The following is a 14,013-nucleotide window of genomic DNA, read 5'->3' as shown; positions in this document are numbered from 1 at the left end:
GTGCGCACGCATTCCACAGGGGGCATGGGGAACACGTCACCCATGCTGCAATCCCACGAGGGACACCCCCCTCGCTCCCGCAAGTACTTCGTGCACGACCGGATCTTCGGCATCGGCGAGGACTACTGGGTCGACGACGATCACGGACGGCACGCCTTCCTCGTGGACGGGAAGGCGCTGCGGCTGCGGGAGACCTTCGAGCTCAAGGACACCGAGCGGCGGGTGCTGATCACCATCCGCAAGAAGATGTTCAGCCTGCGCGATGCGATGACCATCGAGCGGGACGACCAGCCGCTGGCCACGATCAAGCGCAAGCGGCTGTCGCTACTGCGCCACCACTACCGCGTCGAGCTGGTCGACGGCACCGAGCTGGACGTCAGCGGCAAGATCTTCGACCGGGAGTTCGCGGTCGAGTACGACGGTGAACTGCTCGCCGAGATCTCACGACGGTGGCTGACCGTCCGCGACACGTACGCGGTCAATGTCGTACGGGAGGACGCGGACCCGGCACTGCTGATCGCCGTCGCGGTATCCGTGATCCGGATGGCGGAGCGGGAGCGGGAGGACGACTGAGGCGCGCCGGACGTACCGGCCAAACTCCTCGCAGTGCACGGGAATTGGCCGGTTTCGCCGAGTCCGTACCAATCGGGAGCGGCGAATCGCGCACAGTACCACCGGCAACGCTTTCGAACGGCCCCGCCGTCAAACATCCGCCTACGATGGTCACCCGAAAGCACTGCCGGGGTGCCGGTGCGCAGCGTAACTTAACTGCCAGACAGCAGCCCGCGTACGAACCGTTCGAGGGGTCCCGTGACCGTCCATCCCAGCCTTCAGTCCTCCATCGATGCCTGGACGCATTCCATAGAAGCGATAACCGAGCTGGTGACGCCGCTCGTCGAGGGCGAGTGGAACAGGGCGACGGACCTCCCAGGTTGGTCCGTGCGTGACATCGTCTCCCACGTCATCGGCCTGGAATGCGAGATGCTGGGCGACCCCCGGCCGATCCACACGCTGCCCCGCGACCTCTACCACGTGCGCAGCGAGTCGGCCCGCCGGATGGAGGTCCAGGTGGACGTCCGTCGGCACCACACCGCGCCGGAGATGCTCAGCGAGCTCGAATACACCATCATCCGGCGCTCCCGGCAGCTGCGGAACGAGACCCGCCAGCCGGACGCCGTGGTGCGCAGCCCGCTCGGCGAGGAGCGCACCCTGGAATTCGTCCTGGAGCAGCGGACGTTCGACGTCTGGGCGCATGAGCAGGACCTGCGCCGGGCGCTCGGCAAGCCCGGCAACCTCGACTCGCCCGGTGCGTTGGTGACCCGCGATCTGCTGGTGCGGGTACTGCCCGGCATCGTCACCAACAGGGCCAAGGCACCGGCCCGTTCGGCGGTGGTCTTCGACATCAGCGGCCCGGTGGAGTTCATGCGGACCGTCCGGGTCGACGACGAGGGGAAGGCCACCATCGACGGCAGTGTCTCGCTCGGTCCGACGGTGACGCTGGCGATGGAGTGGGACGCCTTCCACCAACTGGCCTGCGGCCGGGTCCGACCGGCGGCGCTCGCCGAGCAGATCAAGATCGACGGTGACCGGGAGCTGGCCGAGGCCATCCTCGACAACTTCGCCGTAACGCCGTGACGCCCTCCGCAACGGCATTCCGGAAGGAGCCGGCGGCCCTGACGGGGCGTCTCACGAGGAGCTGAGGGCCTGCTGGGCCCCACAGGCGGCAGCGGGCCCGGCGGGGCTTCGACTGCGGCCGGCGAGAGGTCGCGGAGGGGACCATGAACGCGGGGGACGGTCAGCCCGGAGCCGGAGACGGCCCGGGGAGCGGCGGGGTCTGGAACAGTGCCCGGAACATCCAGGCACACGACGTCTACCAAGGCCAGACCATCCACCTCCACCGGACGCAGGTGCTCACGCCTGCCCCGATCGACTCCGCGGCGGAGGCTCTGGCGCAGGCGGTACACAGGCAGTGGCGTGAGGAAACCCGTAAGCGTGGCCTCCACCTGCCCGAGCCGCTGCCCGTCGGCTGGAGAGTCAGCAGGGAGTTACCCGTTTCACGTGAAACGACCTCCGCGGTTTCACGTGAAACAGATGCCGCGGTTTCACGTGAAACACCCCGCGTCGTTTCACGTGAAACACCCCTGGCCGTTTCACGTGAAACCGAACCCCCTCCCGACCCCCTCCACCAACTGCTCGCCAGATTCCGGGAGATGGACATCCCGCGGATGGTGCTGCTGGGCGCGCCGGGTGCGGGGAAGACGACCCTGGCGATGCGGCTCATCCTGGCGCTGCTCGCCGATCCGCGCCCGCGCGTCGTCCCGGTGATGCTCACGCTCGCCTCCTGGAATCCGCACGAGGAGGCGTTGCGTGACTGGCTGATACGACGGATCGGCGAGGACTACCGGATGGCTCTGTCGGGCAGGGCGACCGCTGAGGAGTTGGTCACGGCCGGCCGCGTCCTGCCGGTCCTGGACGGTCTGGACGAGATCGCACCGGCACACCGCGCCGCCGCCCTGCCGGAGATCGACAGGGCCTTCGACGGTGCGGATCCGATCGTCCTCACCTGCCGCGCCCGCGAGTTCCGGGAGGTCGTCGCGGACGGCAGTGGCGTCACGCAGGCGCTGGTGGTGGAGGCGGAGCCGGTGCCGCTGCCGGCCGTCACCGACTTCCTGGGCGCCTTCGAGGGAGGTCCGCCGGCCGACCGCTGGCGGGCCGTCCTGACAGAGCTGAGCCGGCGGCCCGGCATGACCGCGGTACTGAGCAATCCGCTGATGGTCACCTTGCTGCGTTCCCAGTACGGCCGCGGCGGCACCGATGCCGACACGCTGCTCAACGAGGACGACTTCCCGGATGCCGCGACCCTGGAACGGCATCTGCTGGACGGCGTCATACCGGCTGCCTTCGACGGCGCCGGCACACCCGCCGGTGACGTCGACGGCCCGGGCCGGCCCGTTCGCGCCTGGCCCGCGGAGGCCGCGGAGCGCTGGCTGACGGAGCTGGCGCATCGCGCCGACGGCGATGACCTGGCGTGGTGGCAGCTGCCCGGCAGCGTGCTGAAGCCGAGCCTCGCTTACCTCTGGCTGGCCATGACGGTCTTCTGGTGCGCCTCCGCCCTCGTCCTCTTCCGGGCGCTCGCCCCCGACGCGCTCGGCCTCTGGACGGTGGCGGGGCTCGGCCTCGCGGCCCTGGCCGTCGGCACGCTGGGCGTCCTCCCGCTCACCCACGAGTCCGGTATGGAGAAGGTCTGGGAGACGCAGGAGGAGCCACCGGGCAAGCTCCGGCGGGCGTTGCGACACCTGGGGGTGTTCGCCGGGTGCGTGCTGGGGTCGACGGTGCTGGTGGCGGTGGCGGTCGGCCTGACGGCACTGGCCATCTTCTTCATCAACATCACCAACAAGACGGCGTCGCAGTGCTACCAGGTCATCGACGGCACGTGCTACCAGCTCGTGGACCAGGACCCGTTCAGCACCGGCGGCAGCCACGACTATCAGCTGATGCCCGTGAACGCGGCCGAACTCCCGCGGTACGAGCCGCTGTCCTTCGCCCCGATCGGCGAGCACCTTGCGTTGCTGCTGCTCGTCGTGTTGGGCATCGGTGTCCTGGTCTTCGTCCACGCTCTGCTGTCGGCGCCGCCGCCACAGGTCGACATGGCGTCGTCGCCCGGCTCGGTCCTGAAGAGCGCGCGCCGGCGGGGCGTCCAGAGCGCGGTCTTCGCCCTGACCAGCGGCCTGCTCGCCAATGCCGCGGTGTGGACGCTGATCGAGGCCAGCCCGCCGACGCGGGCGCTGACCGCGCTGCTGGGCCTGACGGTGCTGCTCTTCGTCCTCGCCCGATCCGTCTGGGTGCAGTACGCGCTCAGTGTGGGCCTGCTCGCGGTGCGGTGCCGGCTGCCCTGGCGGCTGATGCCGTTCTGCGCGGACGCCCACACGCTGGGGGTACTGCGACAGGCCGGCTCGCTCCACCAATTCCGACATGGCCGGCTGAAGGAACACCTGGCGTCGCGGCATCCCCGTCACCGGGAGGCGGTGGACGGGGATACCGACGGCAACGGTGCGGAGGAAGCGGCGGACGCCACGGACGGCGCCGCCCCCGAGGGTGCGTCCGTCGAGAACACCGGCGGCGGCCCTCAGACCGGGACGTGAACGGCCTCGACCCTGCTGACGACCAGCCGCTCCCGCTCGCGCGTGGCCGCACGCCGCCGCAGCCGGAGGATCTGCGAGACCCCGAGCGCCTCCAGCACGAAGACCGAGGCGAAGGCGATCCGGTAGTTGTCGCCGGTGGCGTCGAGCAGGATGCCGACCGCGAGCAGCGTGGTCATCGAGGCGGTGAAGCCCCCCATGTTGACGATGCCGGACGCGGTGCCCTGGCGCTCCGGCGGATTGGCCGGCCGGGCGAAGTCGAAGCCGATCATCGAAGCGGGGCCGCAGGCACCCAGCACCACACAGAGCACGATCAGCAGCCCCATGGGCGCGTGTGCGGCGGGCCAGCAAAGGGTGAGCGCCCACAGCAGGGCGGTGGCCGCGACGGTGCCCAGCGCCAGCGGCGTCCGGGCCGCGTGGTGGCGGGCGATGATCTGCCCGAAGACCAGGCCCACGGCCATGTTGGAGAGCACGACGAGGGTCAGCAGTTCACCGGCCGTGCCGCGGGAGAGGCCCTGCGCCTCCACGAGGAACGGCAGGCCCCACAGCAGCAGGAACACCATCGCCGGGAACTGCGTGGTGAAGTGCACCCACATGCCCAGCCGGGTGCCGGGCTCACGCCAGGCGGCCGCGATCTGCCCGCGGACGAACGCGGCGCCGCCGTGCTCGCGGGGCGCGGGAGGCGGGGCGAAACCCTCGGGGTGGTCCTTGAGGAAGAGCAGCAGCAGGACCAGCACGGCGATACCGCCCAGGGCGCTGCCGGCGAAGGTCGTCGTCCAGCCGAAGGTGTGCAGCAGCCGGGCCAGGACGAGGGTGGAGATCAGGTTGCCCGCCATGCCGACCAGGGCGGCGATCTGCGCGATCATCGGGCCGCGGCGGGCCGGGAACCACCGGGAGCCCAGCCGCAGCACGCTGATGAACGTCATCGCGTCACCGCAGCCCAGCAGCGCCCGCGAGCCGAGCGCCATGCCGTACGAGTCCGAGAACGCGAAGCCGAACTGGCCCGCGGTGTAGAGCACCACGCCGAGGGTCAGGACCTTCTTCGCGCCCAGCCGGTCGACCAGCAGGCCGACGGGTATCTGCATGCCCGCGTAGACCAGCAGTTGCAGGATCGAGAAGGTGGACAGCGCGGAGGCGTTGATGTGGAAGCGGTGTGCGGCGTCCAGGCCGGCCACACCGAGGCTGGTGCGGTAGGTGATCGCGACGAAGTAGACCGCGACACCGATGCCCCATACGGCTACGGCCTTCCGGCCGCCGGGCGGGTCCGAGGGCAGCAGCCGGACACCGCCCCCGTCTATGCCGCCGCCGGCGGGACTGCCGCTTCCGGCGGCACCGTCGGCACCGGCACTCATCGATCTTCCCCCTGCGCGAGATTGCGGACCCAGCTGACGTGCCGCTGTACGGCGTCGGTGGCGGCCTCGGCGTCACCGGCCCGCAGCGCCTCAAGGATTTCGGTGTGCTCGGCGATGTTCTTGGCGATCCGGTCGGGGTGGGCATGCATCACCGCGACGCCCATCCGCAGCTGCCGGTCGCGCAGTTGCTCGTAGAGCCGGTCCAGGATCTGGTTGCCGGCACTGCGCACGATGGCGGCGTGGAAGGCGCGGTCGGTGACCGACACGGCGGCCAGGTCACCCGCCGCGGCCTGCTCCCGCATGGTCTCGACCAGTTCGCTCAGCTCGTTGATCAGCGCCTCGCCGGCGGGCACGGCCTTGCCCGCCGCGTGCTTCTCCACCAGCAGCCGGGTCTCGACGACGTCGGCGATCTCCTGTGCGGAGACCGGCAGGACCAGCGCGCCCTTCTTCGGGTAGAGCCTGATCAGCCCTTCGACCTCCAGCCGCAGCAGCGCCTCACGCACCGGGGTGCGCGAGACCCCCACCGCGTCGGCGAGCTCCCCTTCGGTGAGCAGCATCCCGCCCTCGTAGCGGCGCTCCAGGACGGCGTCCTTGATGTGGGTGTAGACCCGCTCGGCGGCGGGCGGCTGTTTGGCGGGAACGGGACCGGTCTCCCTTGTGAGGGCGGTGGGCATGGGCGCTGATGGCATGCGCACAGGATAGATACAACAAGTATGCGACCGATACGCCGTTCCGCGATACGGACGATCAACGGGGCGTTTGTCCTGGTAGAGGCGTTATGAGGGGTCGGCCGGGCCCCCGGAGGGGCGCCGACCGACCGTCGCTCAGGCCGACATCAGCCCCTGCGCGACCAGGTGGTCCACCACCTGCCGGTGAGCGGGCGCACAGCGCTCACGGGACTCCTGGCGGTCGAACCACGCGTATTCGGCGATCTCCCGGTCGGGAGCCGGCTCGATGTCCTGGGGGCCGCCGGTGAAACAGGTCATGTGCAGCCGCCGCCCGTTCTTGCCGTGCGCGACGTCGTGGACGACGAACTCCTCCGACAGCTCGTCCGCGGGGATGCGCAGGCCGAGCTCCTCGGAGAGCTCCCGGGAGAGCGCCTCACGCGCGGTCTCCCCCGGCTCGTACTTGCCGCCGGGGAGGTAGAAGGTGTCGTTCCCCCGCGTCCGGACGCTCAGCAACCGCCCGTCGCGCACGTGCAGCCAGGACACCGATCGCAGCGGCGCCTCGCGTTCCACGGCGATCAGCGGGTGGCCGGTCTGCTCGTCGATCCGCCGCCCGCGCTCCGTGAAGCCCAGGCGCGCGTAGAACCGCCGGGCCCGGGCGTTCTCCTCGAAGACCTCAAGGCTCAGCGCGCCGTACCGCGCGGCCGCGTGCTCCACCAGCTTCCCGCCGGTACCGCCGCCCTGCGCCTCCGGCGCCACGAACAGCCCGCCGATCTCGACACCGTCGTCGGCGCCGCTCAGCAGGCCGAGCAGCCCGATGACGGCACCCTCGCGCTCGGCGACCCAGTTCTCCGCCTGGACGAGGTACACCTCGCGCAGGACCCGGGCCCGCTCCCCCTCGCCTTCTCCCTCGATGAACGGATGCGCGTGCTGCGACGCCCTGGTCCACAGGTCGCACACCGCGTCCTGATCTGCGTCCCGATAGCGCCGGATGACTGTGTGACTGCTCATTTCGCCGACCGTAAACAGCCGGGCCGACGGCGGCAAACCCATTCCCGGCCGGCGCCCGCCCCCGCTCGGAAGGGGGTCCCCGGAGGGACCCGTGGTCCGACTCAAGGCGTACGCGAGTCCGTACCTGACGCGTACGGATCGGGCCGGAATCCCATGGGTGAATGGAGGCACGGAACCGATACGGCCCGCCGGCCAAGGGGAGTTGACCATGCAGTCCAGGACGCACACCGGCCGCCGCACCCGCAACGCCGTCGTGCTGGCCCTGATCGTCGCCACCGTATGGGCGGGCGCCGCACTGACCCGTGGCGCCGCCCAGGCCGATCCGTCCGCCCCGACCGGCCCGGTGGCGCACTTCAGCCGCGTGGTCGAACTCATCCGCGGCTGAGGAACGACCAAGGGCGGTGTTTCACGTGAAACTCACCGACCGTTTCACGTGAAACACCGCCCCTGCTGCCGTGCTGGGCACCTGCCCGGACGGTCAGTCCCGCCGGCTCAGCCCCAGGTGATCAGCCGCTTGGGCCGCTCCAGGACCGCTGCGATATCCGCGAGCAGCTTGGAACCCAGCTCACCGTCGATCAGCCGGTGGTCGAAGGAGAGCGCGAGGGTGGTGACCTGGCGCGGCTTGACCTTGCCCTTGTGGACCCACGGCTGGAGCTTGATCGCACCTACGGCGAGGATCGCCGACTCCCCCGGGTTGAGGATCGGCGTACCGGTGTCGACCCCGAAGACGCCGACATTGGTGATGGTGACCGTGCCGCCGGACATCGCCGCCGGGGAGGTCTTGCCCTCGCGGGCGGTGGCCACCAGCTCGCCCAGCTCCGTGGCGAGCTGGGGGAGCGTCTTGGCGCCCGCGTCCTTGATGTTCGGGACGATCAGACCGCGCGGGGTGGCCGCGGCGATCCCGAGGTTGATGTAGTCCTTGTAGACGATCTCCTGATTCGCCTCGTCCCAGGCGGCGTTGACCTCCGGGTGCCGCCTGATGGCGACCAGGAACGCCTTGGCGACCAGCAGCAGCGGATTGACCCGCAGCCCCGCCAGGTCCGGGTCCTGCTTCAGCTCCTGGACGAGCTTCATCGTGCGCGTCACATCGACGGTGATGAACTCCGTGACGTGCGGCGCGGTGAAGGCGCTGGCGACCATCGCCTGAGCGGTGGCCTTGCGTACGCCCTTGACCGGCACCCGCCGCTCGCGGGCCGCGTCGAAGGCGGCGACGGGGGCCGCCGCGGTCGGGACGGCCGGCGCGGGTGCGGCAGGCGCGACGGCCGGTGCCGCCTCGGCCGGTGCGGCGGCCGCGTAGACGTCGTCACGGGTGATGACGCCGCCCGGTCCGGTCGGAGCGACCGTCGCGAGGTCGATGCCCAGGTCCTTGGCGAGCTTGCGGACCGGGGGCTTGGCCAGCGGACGCCCGGCGGCCGGAGCGGAGGCGGCGGGCACGGCCGGCGCCACGGGCACGGCCACCGGGGTGGCCGCCGGAGCCGGCGTGGTCCGCCCGTTCAGCTCCGCCTGGAGGCCGGCGGTCACCGGCTCCGACTGAGCCGGCACCCCTGGCTGTGGCTTGCGCGCCCGGCGCTTGGTCGAGGACGGCGCGGCGCCGTAGCCGACCAGCACCGCCTGCCGGCCCTGCGGCTCGGCTTCCTCCTCGACCGCCTCGGCGGGTGTCGCGGCGCCGGGCCCCTCCTGGACGGGCCCGGCACCCGGGTCGGTGTCGACCGAGATGATCACGGTGCCGACATCGACGGTGGTGCCCTCGTCGAAGTTCAGCGTGTGCACCACCCCGTCGTAGGGAATGGGCAGTTCCACGGCGGCCTTGGCGGTCTCGACCTCGCACACGACCTGGCCGTCGGTGACGGTGTCACCGGGCTTGACGTACCACTTGAGGATCTCGGCCTCGGTCAGGCCCTCGCCCACATCGGGCATCTTGAACTCGCGGATGCGCTGCACGTTCGCGGCGCCGGCGGTCCCTGCAGTCATGGTCACGACTCTCCTCAACCTCAGTACGCCAACGCACGGTCAACGGCGTCGAGCACCCGGTCCAGTCCCGGAAGGTACTCGTCCTCCAGCCTGGACGGCGGATACGGGGCGTGGAAACCGCCGACCCGCAGCACCGGTGCCTCCAGGTGGTAGAAGCAGCGCTCGGTGATCCGGGCGGCGATCTCCGCACCCGAGCCGAAGAAGACCGGCGCCTCGTGGACGACGACCAGCCGGCCGGTCTTCTCCACCGAGGACTGCACGGTGTCGAAGTCGATCGGGGAGATCGAGCGCAGGTCGACGACCTCGACCGACTTGCCCTCCTCGGCCGCGACCTTGGCGACGTCCTCGCAGACCTTCACCATCGGACCGTAGGCGGCCAGCGTGAGATCGGAGCCGGTCCGGGTGATCCGGGCCTTGTGCAGCGGGTCCGGGATCGACTCGGTGTCCAGGCGCGACTTGTCGTGGTAGCGACGCTTGGGCTCGAAGTAGATGACCGGGTCGTCCCCGGCAATGGCCTGCTGGAGCATCCAGTAGGCGTCGGAGGAGTTCGAGGGAGAGACGATCTTGAGGCCCGCGACGTGCGCGAACAGCGCCTCGGGGGACTCGGAGTGGTGCTCGACGGCACCGATGCCGCCCGCGTACGGGATGCGGATGACGACCGGCATCTTGACCTTGCCCAGCGCCCGCGCGTGCATCTTCGCGAGCTGGGTGACGATCTGGTCGTAGGCGGGGAAGACGAAGCCGTCGAACTGGATCTCCACGACCGGGCGGTAGCCACGCAGGGCCAGGCCGATCGCGGTGCCGACGATGCCGGACTCGGCGAGCGGGGTGTCGATCACCCGCTCCTCGCCGAAGTCCTTCTGGAGTCCGTCGGTGACCCGGAAGACGCCGCCGAGCTTGCCGACGTCCTCACCCATGACGAGGACCTTGGGGTCGGCCTCCATGGAGGCGCGCAACGACGCGTTGATCGCCTTGGCGATAGTGATCTTCTCGAAGACGGCCATGGTCAGTTCCCCTCCGCGGCGGCATCGGCGTCGGCGAACGACGCCTGGTAGGCGGCGAACTGCGCGCGCTCCTCATCGACGAGCGCGTGCCCGTCGGCATAGACGTTCTCGAAGATCGCCATGTGGTCCGGGTCGGGCATCGCCCGTACGACGTCGCGGACCCGCTTGCCCAGGGTCTCGCTCTCCTCGTCGATCGCGGCGAGGTAGGCGTCGTCGACGAAGCCCGAAGCCTCCAGGTACTTCCGGAGCCGCAGGATCGGGTCCTTGGCCTCCCAGGCCAGCGTCTCCTCGTCGGCGCGGTACCGCGTCGGGTCGTCGGAGGTGGTGTGGGCGCCCATCCGGTAGGTGAACGCCTCGATGAGCATGGGGCCTTGGCCGGTGCGCGCCCGCTCCAGGGCCGCCTTGGTCACCGCCAGGCAGGCCAGTACGTCGTTGCCGTCGACCCGGACGCCGGGGAAGCCGAAGCCCTGGGCGCGCTGGTAGAGGGGCACCCGGGTCTGCTTCTCGGTGGGCTCGGAAATCGCCCACTGGTTGTTCTGGCAGAAGAAGACGACCGGTGCGTTGTAGACCGCGGAGAAGGTGAAGGATTCGGCGACATCGCCCTGGCTGGAGGCGCCGTCACCGAAATACGCGATGACCGCGGAATCCGCGCCGTCCTTCTGCACACCCATCGCATAGCCGGTCGCGTGCAGCGTCTGCGAACCGATGACGATGGTGTAGAGGTGGAAGTTGTTGGTGTTGGGGTCCCAACCGCCGTGGTTGACGCCACGGAACATCCCCAACAGGTTCGTCGGGTCGACGCCGCGGCACCAGGCCACGCCGTGCTCCCGGTAGGTGGGGAAGACGTAGTCGTCGTCGCGCAGCGCGCGGCCCGAGCCGATCTGGGCGGCTTCCTGGCCCAGCAGCGAGGCCCACAGGCCCAGCTCTCCCTGGCGCTGGAGGGTGGTCGCCTCGGCGTCGAACCGCCGGGTCAGCACCATGTCGCGGTACAGACCGCGCAGTTCCTCGGGAGAGAGGTCGATCGCGTAATCCGGGTGCTCGACCCGCTCCCCTTCCGGGGTCAGCAGTTGTACGAGCTGGTCCTGCTCCGCCTGGTCCGGCCCGGCGCTGTTCCTGGCCCTGGACTCCGACGCCTTTTTCACCGGCGTCGTCTTTTTGGCGGTGGTGCGCTTGCTGCCGCCGCGGGCGGTTTTCCGCTCGGCAGTGCCTTCCACGGTCACGTGCTGCTCCTCCGTCTGTCCGGCCCCCGGGGTCCGCCGGTGGCCGTTTGCGGCTCACCCGGTATCCGATACGGCGCACGGGGTGTGTGCGAACGCGGCCGGATCCGGGTGGAACAAAGCGCCCCGGAGTGGCCTGCTCATTGCACGTTACCCATTGTCAAAGCCGAAGTGGAAATGGCGCTGACCTGCGATTTTGCTTGGATTTCCAAGTAAAACCCGAAGGCTGGGAACAACTCCTGGTCACAGCGTTGCAGGCCGCCGGGACAACGGCACGTTATATCGGTGACCTGGAGCACGGGAAGAGTTGGTGTGTGAGACTGGGGATGTGCGTGAAGACGGAAAAATCACGGTTTTCCTGCTCGATGACCACGAAGTGGTCCGGCGGGGCGTCCACGAAATGCTGTCGGTCGAGGCAGACATCGAGGTGGTCGGCGAGGCCGGAACCGCGGCTGATGCGCTGGTCAGGATCCCGGCGACGCGTCCGGACGTGGCCGTGCTCGACGTCCGGCTCCCGGACGGCAGCGGTGTCGAGGTCTGCCGCGAGATCCGCTCCCAGAACGAGGACATCTCCTGCCTGATGCTCACCTCGTTCGCCGATGACGAGGCCCTCTTCGATGCGATCATGGCCGGTGCGTCCGGTTATGTCCTCAAGGCCATCCGCGGCAGCGAACTCCTCTCCGCGGTCCGCGACGTGGCGGCCGGAAAGTCGCTGCTCGACCCGGTGGCCACCGCCCGCGTCCTGGAACGACTCCGCGACGGCAATGCCGCAAAGGGCGACGACCGGCTGGCGAACCTCACCGAGCAGGAGCGCAAGATCCTCGATCTGATCGGCGAGGGACTGACCAATCGCGTAATCGGTGAACGACTCCACCTCGCCGAGAAAACGATCAAGAATTACGTTTCCAGCCTGCTTTCCAAGCTCGGTATGGAACGCCGCTCCCAGGCCGCCGCCTATGTCGCACGCATGCAGGCCGAACGGCGCTGACCAGGCGAAGAACTCCGGCCACGACCACGGACGCGGTGATTCCGTGGCCGGAGAAAGGGACCAACGTCCCGCCGACCGGGGGCTGCCGCCCCTACCCACCACCACACCGCACGGGCAGGGTGAGACCATGCCCACCGACGTCTTCCGCGCCATCGAGCTGCTGAGCAGTACCCCCTACGGCCGGGTGTCGGCCAGCCGGCGGGCACTCCCCTTCACCACCGTCACCCGGCACATCGTCGTCGACGGCCGCCTGATCCTGCGGCTGCACCGCGGCTACGAGTACCACCGGGCGCTGGACGGCAGCGTCGTCGCGTACGAGGCCGACAACGTCAACAGCGGCGCACGCGACACCTGGTCCGTGCAGTTCACCGGCACCGCCCGGGTCATCGAGCCCACCCCGGCCGAGCGGGAACTGTTCGGCCGCACACCGCGGTTGGCCGATGGGCTCCCGTACGATGCGGTCTTCCTGCGGATCGAACCGGAATTCGTGACGCTGCATCACCTCACCGACGTCCCGGTCTTCGGATATGCACACCCTCTGTAAGGCTTTCCGGGACACCCACTCCACTGGGCGATGTTGATCTAACATCTGGCGCGTGCTGCGCTCATCTGTAGTCCGGTCGGCGGCGACGCCCGCCCGCGACACCCTCGGATCCCTGCTGCGCCACTACGACGGCGCCGGGGCGCCGCTGTCCTGCGAGCCCGTCGCCGAGGGGCTGCTCAACCACGGCTACTTCCTCGCCACCACCCGCGGCCGCTACTTCCTCAAACACCACCTCGACGGCGACCGTGCCACCCTCACCCGCCAGCACCTGGCCACCCGCCGGCTGGCCGGACTCGGCCTGCCCGTCGTCCCGCCCGTGACGGGCACGGACGGCAGGACCTTCACCGTCCTGGACGGCCGCTACTACGCCCTGCACCCCTGGAAGGAGGGCCGGCACCTGGGCGGCACGGTGCTGACCGTCGGTCAGTCGCGCCGGCTCGGCGCCCTGCTCGGGCTGGTCCACACCACGCTGGAGCAGGTCATGGCCGACCAGCCGGCGCCGCCACGGCCGCCCGGCACGGACGCCGCCGCCGACCCCGAGCGGACCTTCGAGACCATCGACGAGCTGCTGGCACTGGCCCGCGGCGCCCGGCCCCGCACCAGCTTCGACGAGCTCGCCGAGCACCGCCTCCTGGAGCGCCGGGCCCTGCTGGAGCGGCAGGCGCACCGCCGCCCGGCTCCCGGCGCGGAGCCCCCGGCGGGCTGGGTGCACGGCGACTTCCACCCGCTGAACGTGCTCTACCGCGGCACCGAACCGGCCGCGATCGTCGACTGGGACCGGCTGGGCGTCCAGCCCCGCGCCGAGGAGGCGGTACGCGCCGCCGCGATCTTCTTCGTCCGCCCCTGCGGCACGCTGGACCTGGCGAAGGTCGCCGCGTACGCCGGCGCCTACCGCAGTGTGTGCGGGGCCGGTGCCGACGAGCTGGCCGCGGCCGTGCACCGGGTCTGGTGGGAGCGGCTGAACGACTTCTGGATGCTCACCTGGCGCTACCGGCTCGGCGACCGGCGCACCGATCCGCAGTTCCCCGCGGCGGCCGCGCTGGCGGTGTGGTGGACCCGCGAATTCCCGGCCGTGCGGCGGGCGTTCACGGGCTGACGCACGCGAGGCGTCAGCCCGGCCGT

Annotated in this window: 13 protein-coding genes; 7 read left to right on the top strand and 6 right to left on the bottom strand. The window is 70.3% G+C overall.

The window, feature by feature from the left end; translation table 11 throughout:
• Positions 1–42: 42 nt before the first annotated feature.
• The 3 genes from ACFVT2_RS02435 to ACFVT2_RS02425 all read left to right on the top strand — a co-directional run bounded on the left by ACFVT2_RS02435 (position 43) and on the right by ACFVT2_RS02425 (position 4,142).
• Positions 43–573, top strand: coding sequence for an LURP-one-related/scramblase family protein (locus tag ACFVT2_RS02435; RefSeq protein ID WP_100600712.1), 531 nt, complete (start codon positions 43–45; stop codon positions 571–573).
• A gap of 237 nt (positions 574–810) precedes the next feature.
• A complete protein-coding gene (locus ACFVT2_RS02430; protein ID WP_390011054.1) occupies positions 811–1,635 on the top strand; it encodes a maleylpyruvate isomerase family mycothiol-dependent enzyme in 825 nt (274 codons plus the stop codon).
• A 575-nt stretch (positions 1,636–2,210) separates the two neighbouring features.
• Complete coding sequence (locus ACFVT2_RS02425; RefSeq protein WP_390011052.1) at positions 2,211–4,142, top strand: NACHT domain-containing protein; 1,932 nt, start codon at positions 2,211–2,213, stop codon at positions 4,140–4,142.
• On the opposite strand, the gene ACFVT2_RS02420 is transcribed toward ACFVT2_RS02425, so the two are convergent.
• The 3 genes from ACFVT2_RS02420 to ACFVT2_RS02410 form a co-directional block, all read right to left on the bottom strand.
• On the bottom strand, positions 4,127–5,491 hold the full coding sequence (locus ACFVT2_RS02420; RefSeq protein WP_390011050.1) for a nitrate/nitrite transporter: 1,365 nt from the start codon (positions 5,489–5,491) through the stop codon (positions 4,127–4,129). The genes ACFVT2_RS02425 and ACFVT2_RS02420 overlap by 16 nt on opposite strands.
• On the bottom strand, positions 5,488–6,180 hold the full coding sequence (locus ACFVT2_RS02415; protein WP_390011048.1) for a GntR family transcriptional regulator: 693 nt from the start codon (positions 6,178–6,180) through the stop codon (positions 5,488–5,490). The genes ACFVT2_RS02420 and ACFVT2_RS02415 overlap by 4 nt, the downstream gene beginning before the upstream one ends.
• A 135-nt stretch (positions 6,181–6,315) precedes the next feature.
• Positions 6,316–7,167, bottom strand: a complete 852-nt coding sequence (locus tag ACFVT2_RS02410) for a GNAT family N-acetyltransferase (protein WP_390011046.1) — start codon at positions 7,165–7,167, stop codon at positions 6,316–6,318.
• 208 nt (positions 7,168–7,375) lie between these two features.
• Here ACFVT2_RS02410 and ACFVT2_RS02405 point away from each other — a divergent pair, with 208 nt between their 5' ends.
• Positions 7,376–7,552: a hypothetical protein gene (locus ACFVT2_RS02405; protein WP_390011044.1), complete on the top strand. Its 177-nt coding sequence runs from the start codon at positions 7,376–7,378 to the stop codon at positions 7,550–7,552.
• Between the two features lie 107 nt (positions 7,553–7,659).
• Here the strand turns inward: ACFVT2_RS02405 and ACFVT2_RS02400 are convergent, their stop codons facing one another.
• The 3 genes from ACFVT2_RS02400 to pdhA are packed head-to-tail and all read right to left on the bottom strand — an operon-like array spanning position 7,660 to position 11,362.
• The gene (locus ACFVT2_RS02400) at positions 7,660–9,138 is read right to left on the bottom strand and encodes a dihydrolipoamide acetyltransferase family protein (protein ID WP_390011042.1); all 1,479 of its coding nucleotides are present in this window, start codon (positions 9,136–9,138) and stop codon (positions 7,660–7,662) included.
• A 20-nt stretch (positions 9,139–9,158) separates the two neighbouring features.
• Positions 9,159–10,142 (bottom strand): alpha-ketoacid dehydrogenase subunit beta, encoded by a 984-nt coding sequence (locus ACFVT2_RS02395; RefSeq protein WP_390011040.1) that lies wholly within the window; start codon positions 10,140–10,142, stop codon positions 9,159–9,161.
• Between the two features lie 2 nt (positions 10,143–10,144).
• Positions 10,145–11,362 (bottom strand): pyruvate dehydrogenase (acetyl-transferring) E1 component subunit alpha, encoded by a 1,218-nt coding sequence (gene pdhA, locus ACFVT2_RS02390; RefSeq protein WP_390011038.1) that lies wholly within the window; start codon positions 11,360–11,362, stop codon positions 10,145–10,147.
• 325 nt (positions 11,363–11,687) lie between these two features.
• On the opposite strand from pdhA, the gene ACFVT2_RS02385 reads away from it, so the two are divergent.
• From ACFVT2_RS02385 to ACFVT2_RS02375, 3 genes are all read left to right on the top strand, one after another.
• Positions 11,688–12,347 carry a response regulator gene (locus ACFVT2_RS02385; RefSeq protein ID WP_390011036.1) on the top strand — a complete coding sequence of 220 codons (660 nt, stop codon included), beginning with the start codon at positions 11,688–11,690 and terminating at the stop codon, positions 12,345–12,347.
• 127 nt (positions 12,348–12,474) lie between these two features.
• Positions 12,475–12,891, top strand: a complete 417-nt coding sequence (locus ACFVT2_RS02380) for a pyridoxamine 5'-phosphate oxidase family protein (protein ID WP_390011035.1) — start codon at positions 12,475–12,477, stop codon at positions 12,889–12,891.
• A gap of 52 nt (positions 12,892–12,943) precedes the next feature.
• A complete protein-coding gene (locus tag ACFVT2_RS02375) occupies positions 12,944–13,987 on the top strand; it encodes a phosphotransferase (RefSeq protein WP_390011033.1) in 1,044 nt (347 codons plus the stop codon).
• The last annotated feature ends 26 nt before the right edge of the window (positions 13,988–14,013 follow it).

This window comes from Streptomyces sp. NPDC058000 (genome assembly GCF_042886435.1).
In the GTDB taxonomy this organism is placed as follows: domain Bacteria; phylum Actinomycetota; class Actinomycetes; order Streptomycetales; family Streptomycetaceae; genus Streptomyces.
Note: the sequence above shows the minus strand (reverse complement) of the source record. Positions and strands in the feature narration are given on the sequence as shown.

Excerpts from the sequence above, each read along its gene's own strand:
- ACFVT2_RS02435 (WP_100600712.1), top strand. The coding sequence starts at position 43 with ATGCTGCAATCCCACGAGGGACACCCCCCTCGCTCCCGCAAGTACTTC.
- ACFVT2_RS02425 (WP_390011052.1), top strand. The coding sequence starts at position 2,211 with ATGGACATCCCGCGGATGGTGCTGCTGGGCGCGCCGGGTGCGGGGAAG.
- ACFVT2_RS02420 (WP_390011050.1), bottom strand. The coding sequence starts at position 5,491 with ATGAGTGCCGGTGCCGACGGTGCCGCCGGAAGCGGCAGTCCCGCCGGC.
- ACFVT2_RS02415 (WP_390011048.1), bottom strand. The coding sequence starts at position 6,180 with ATGCCATCAGCGCCCATGCCCACCGCCCTCACAAGGGAGACCGGTCCC.
- ACFVT2_RS02410 (WP_390011046.1), bottom strand. The coding sequence starts at position 7,167 with ATGAGCAGTCACACAGTCATCCGGCGCTATCGGGACGCAGATCAGGAC.
- ACFVT2_RS02405 (WP_390011044.1), top strand. The coding sequence starts at position 7,376 with ATGCAGTCCAGGACGCACACCGGCCGCCGCACCCGCAACGCCGTCGTG.
- ACFVT2_RS02400 (WP_390011042.1), bottom strand. The coding sequence starts at position 9,138 with ATGACTGCAGGGACCGCCGGCGCCGCGAACGTGCAGCGCATCCGCGAG.
- ACFVT2_RS02395 (WP_390011040.1), bottom strand. The coding sequence starts at position 10,142 with ATGGCCGTCTTCGAGAAGATCACTATCGCCAAGGCGATCAACGCGTCG.
- ACFVT2_RS02380 (WP_390011035.1), top strand. The coding sequence starts at position 12,475 with ATGCCCACCGACGTCTTCCGCGCCATCGAGCTGCTGAGCAGTACCCCC.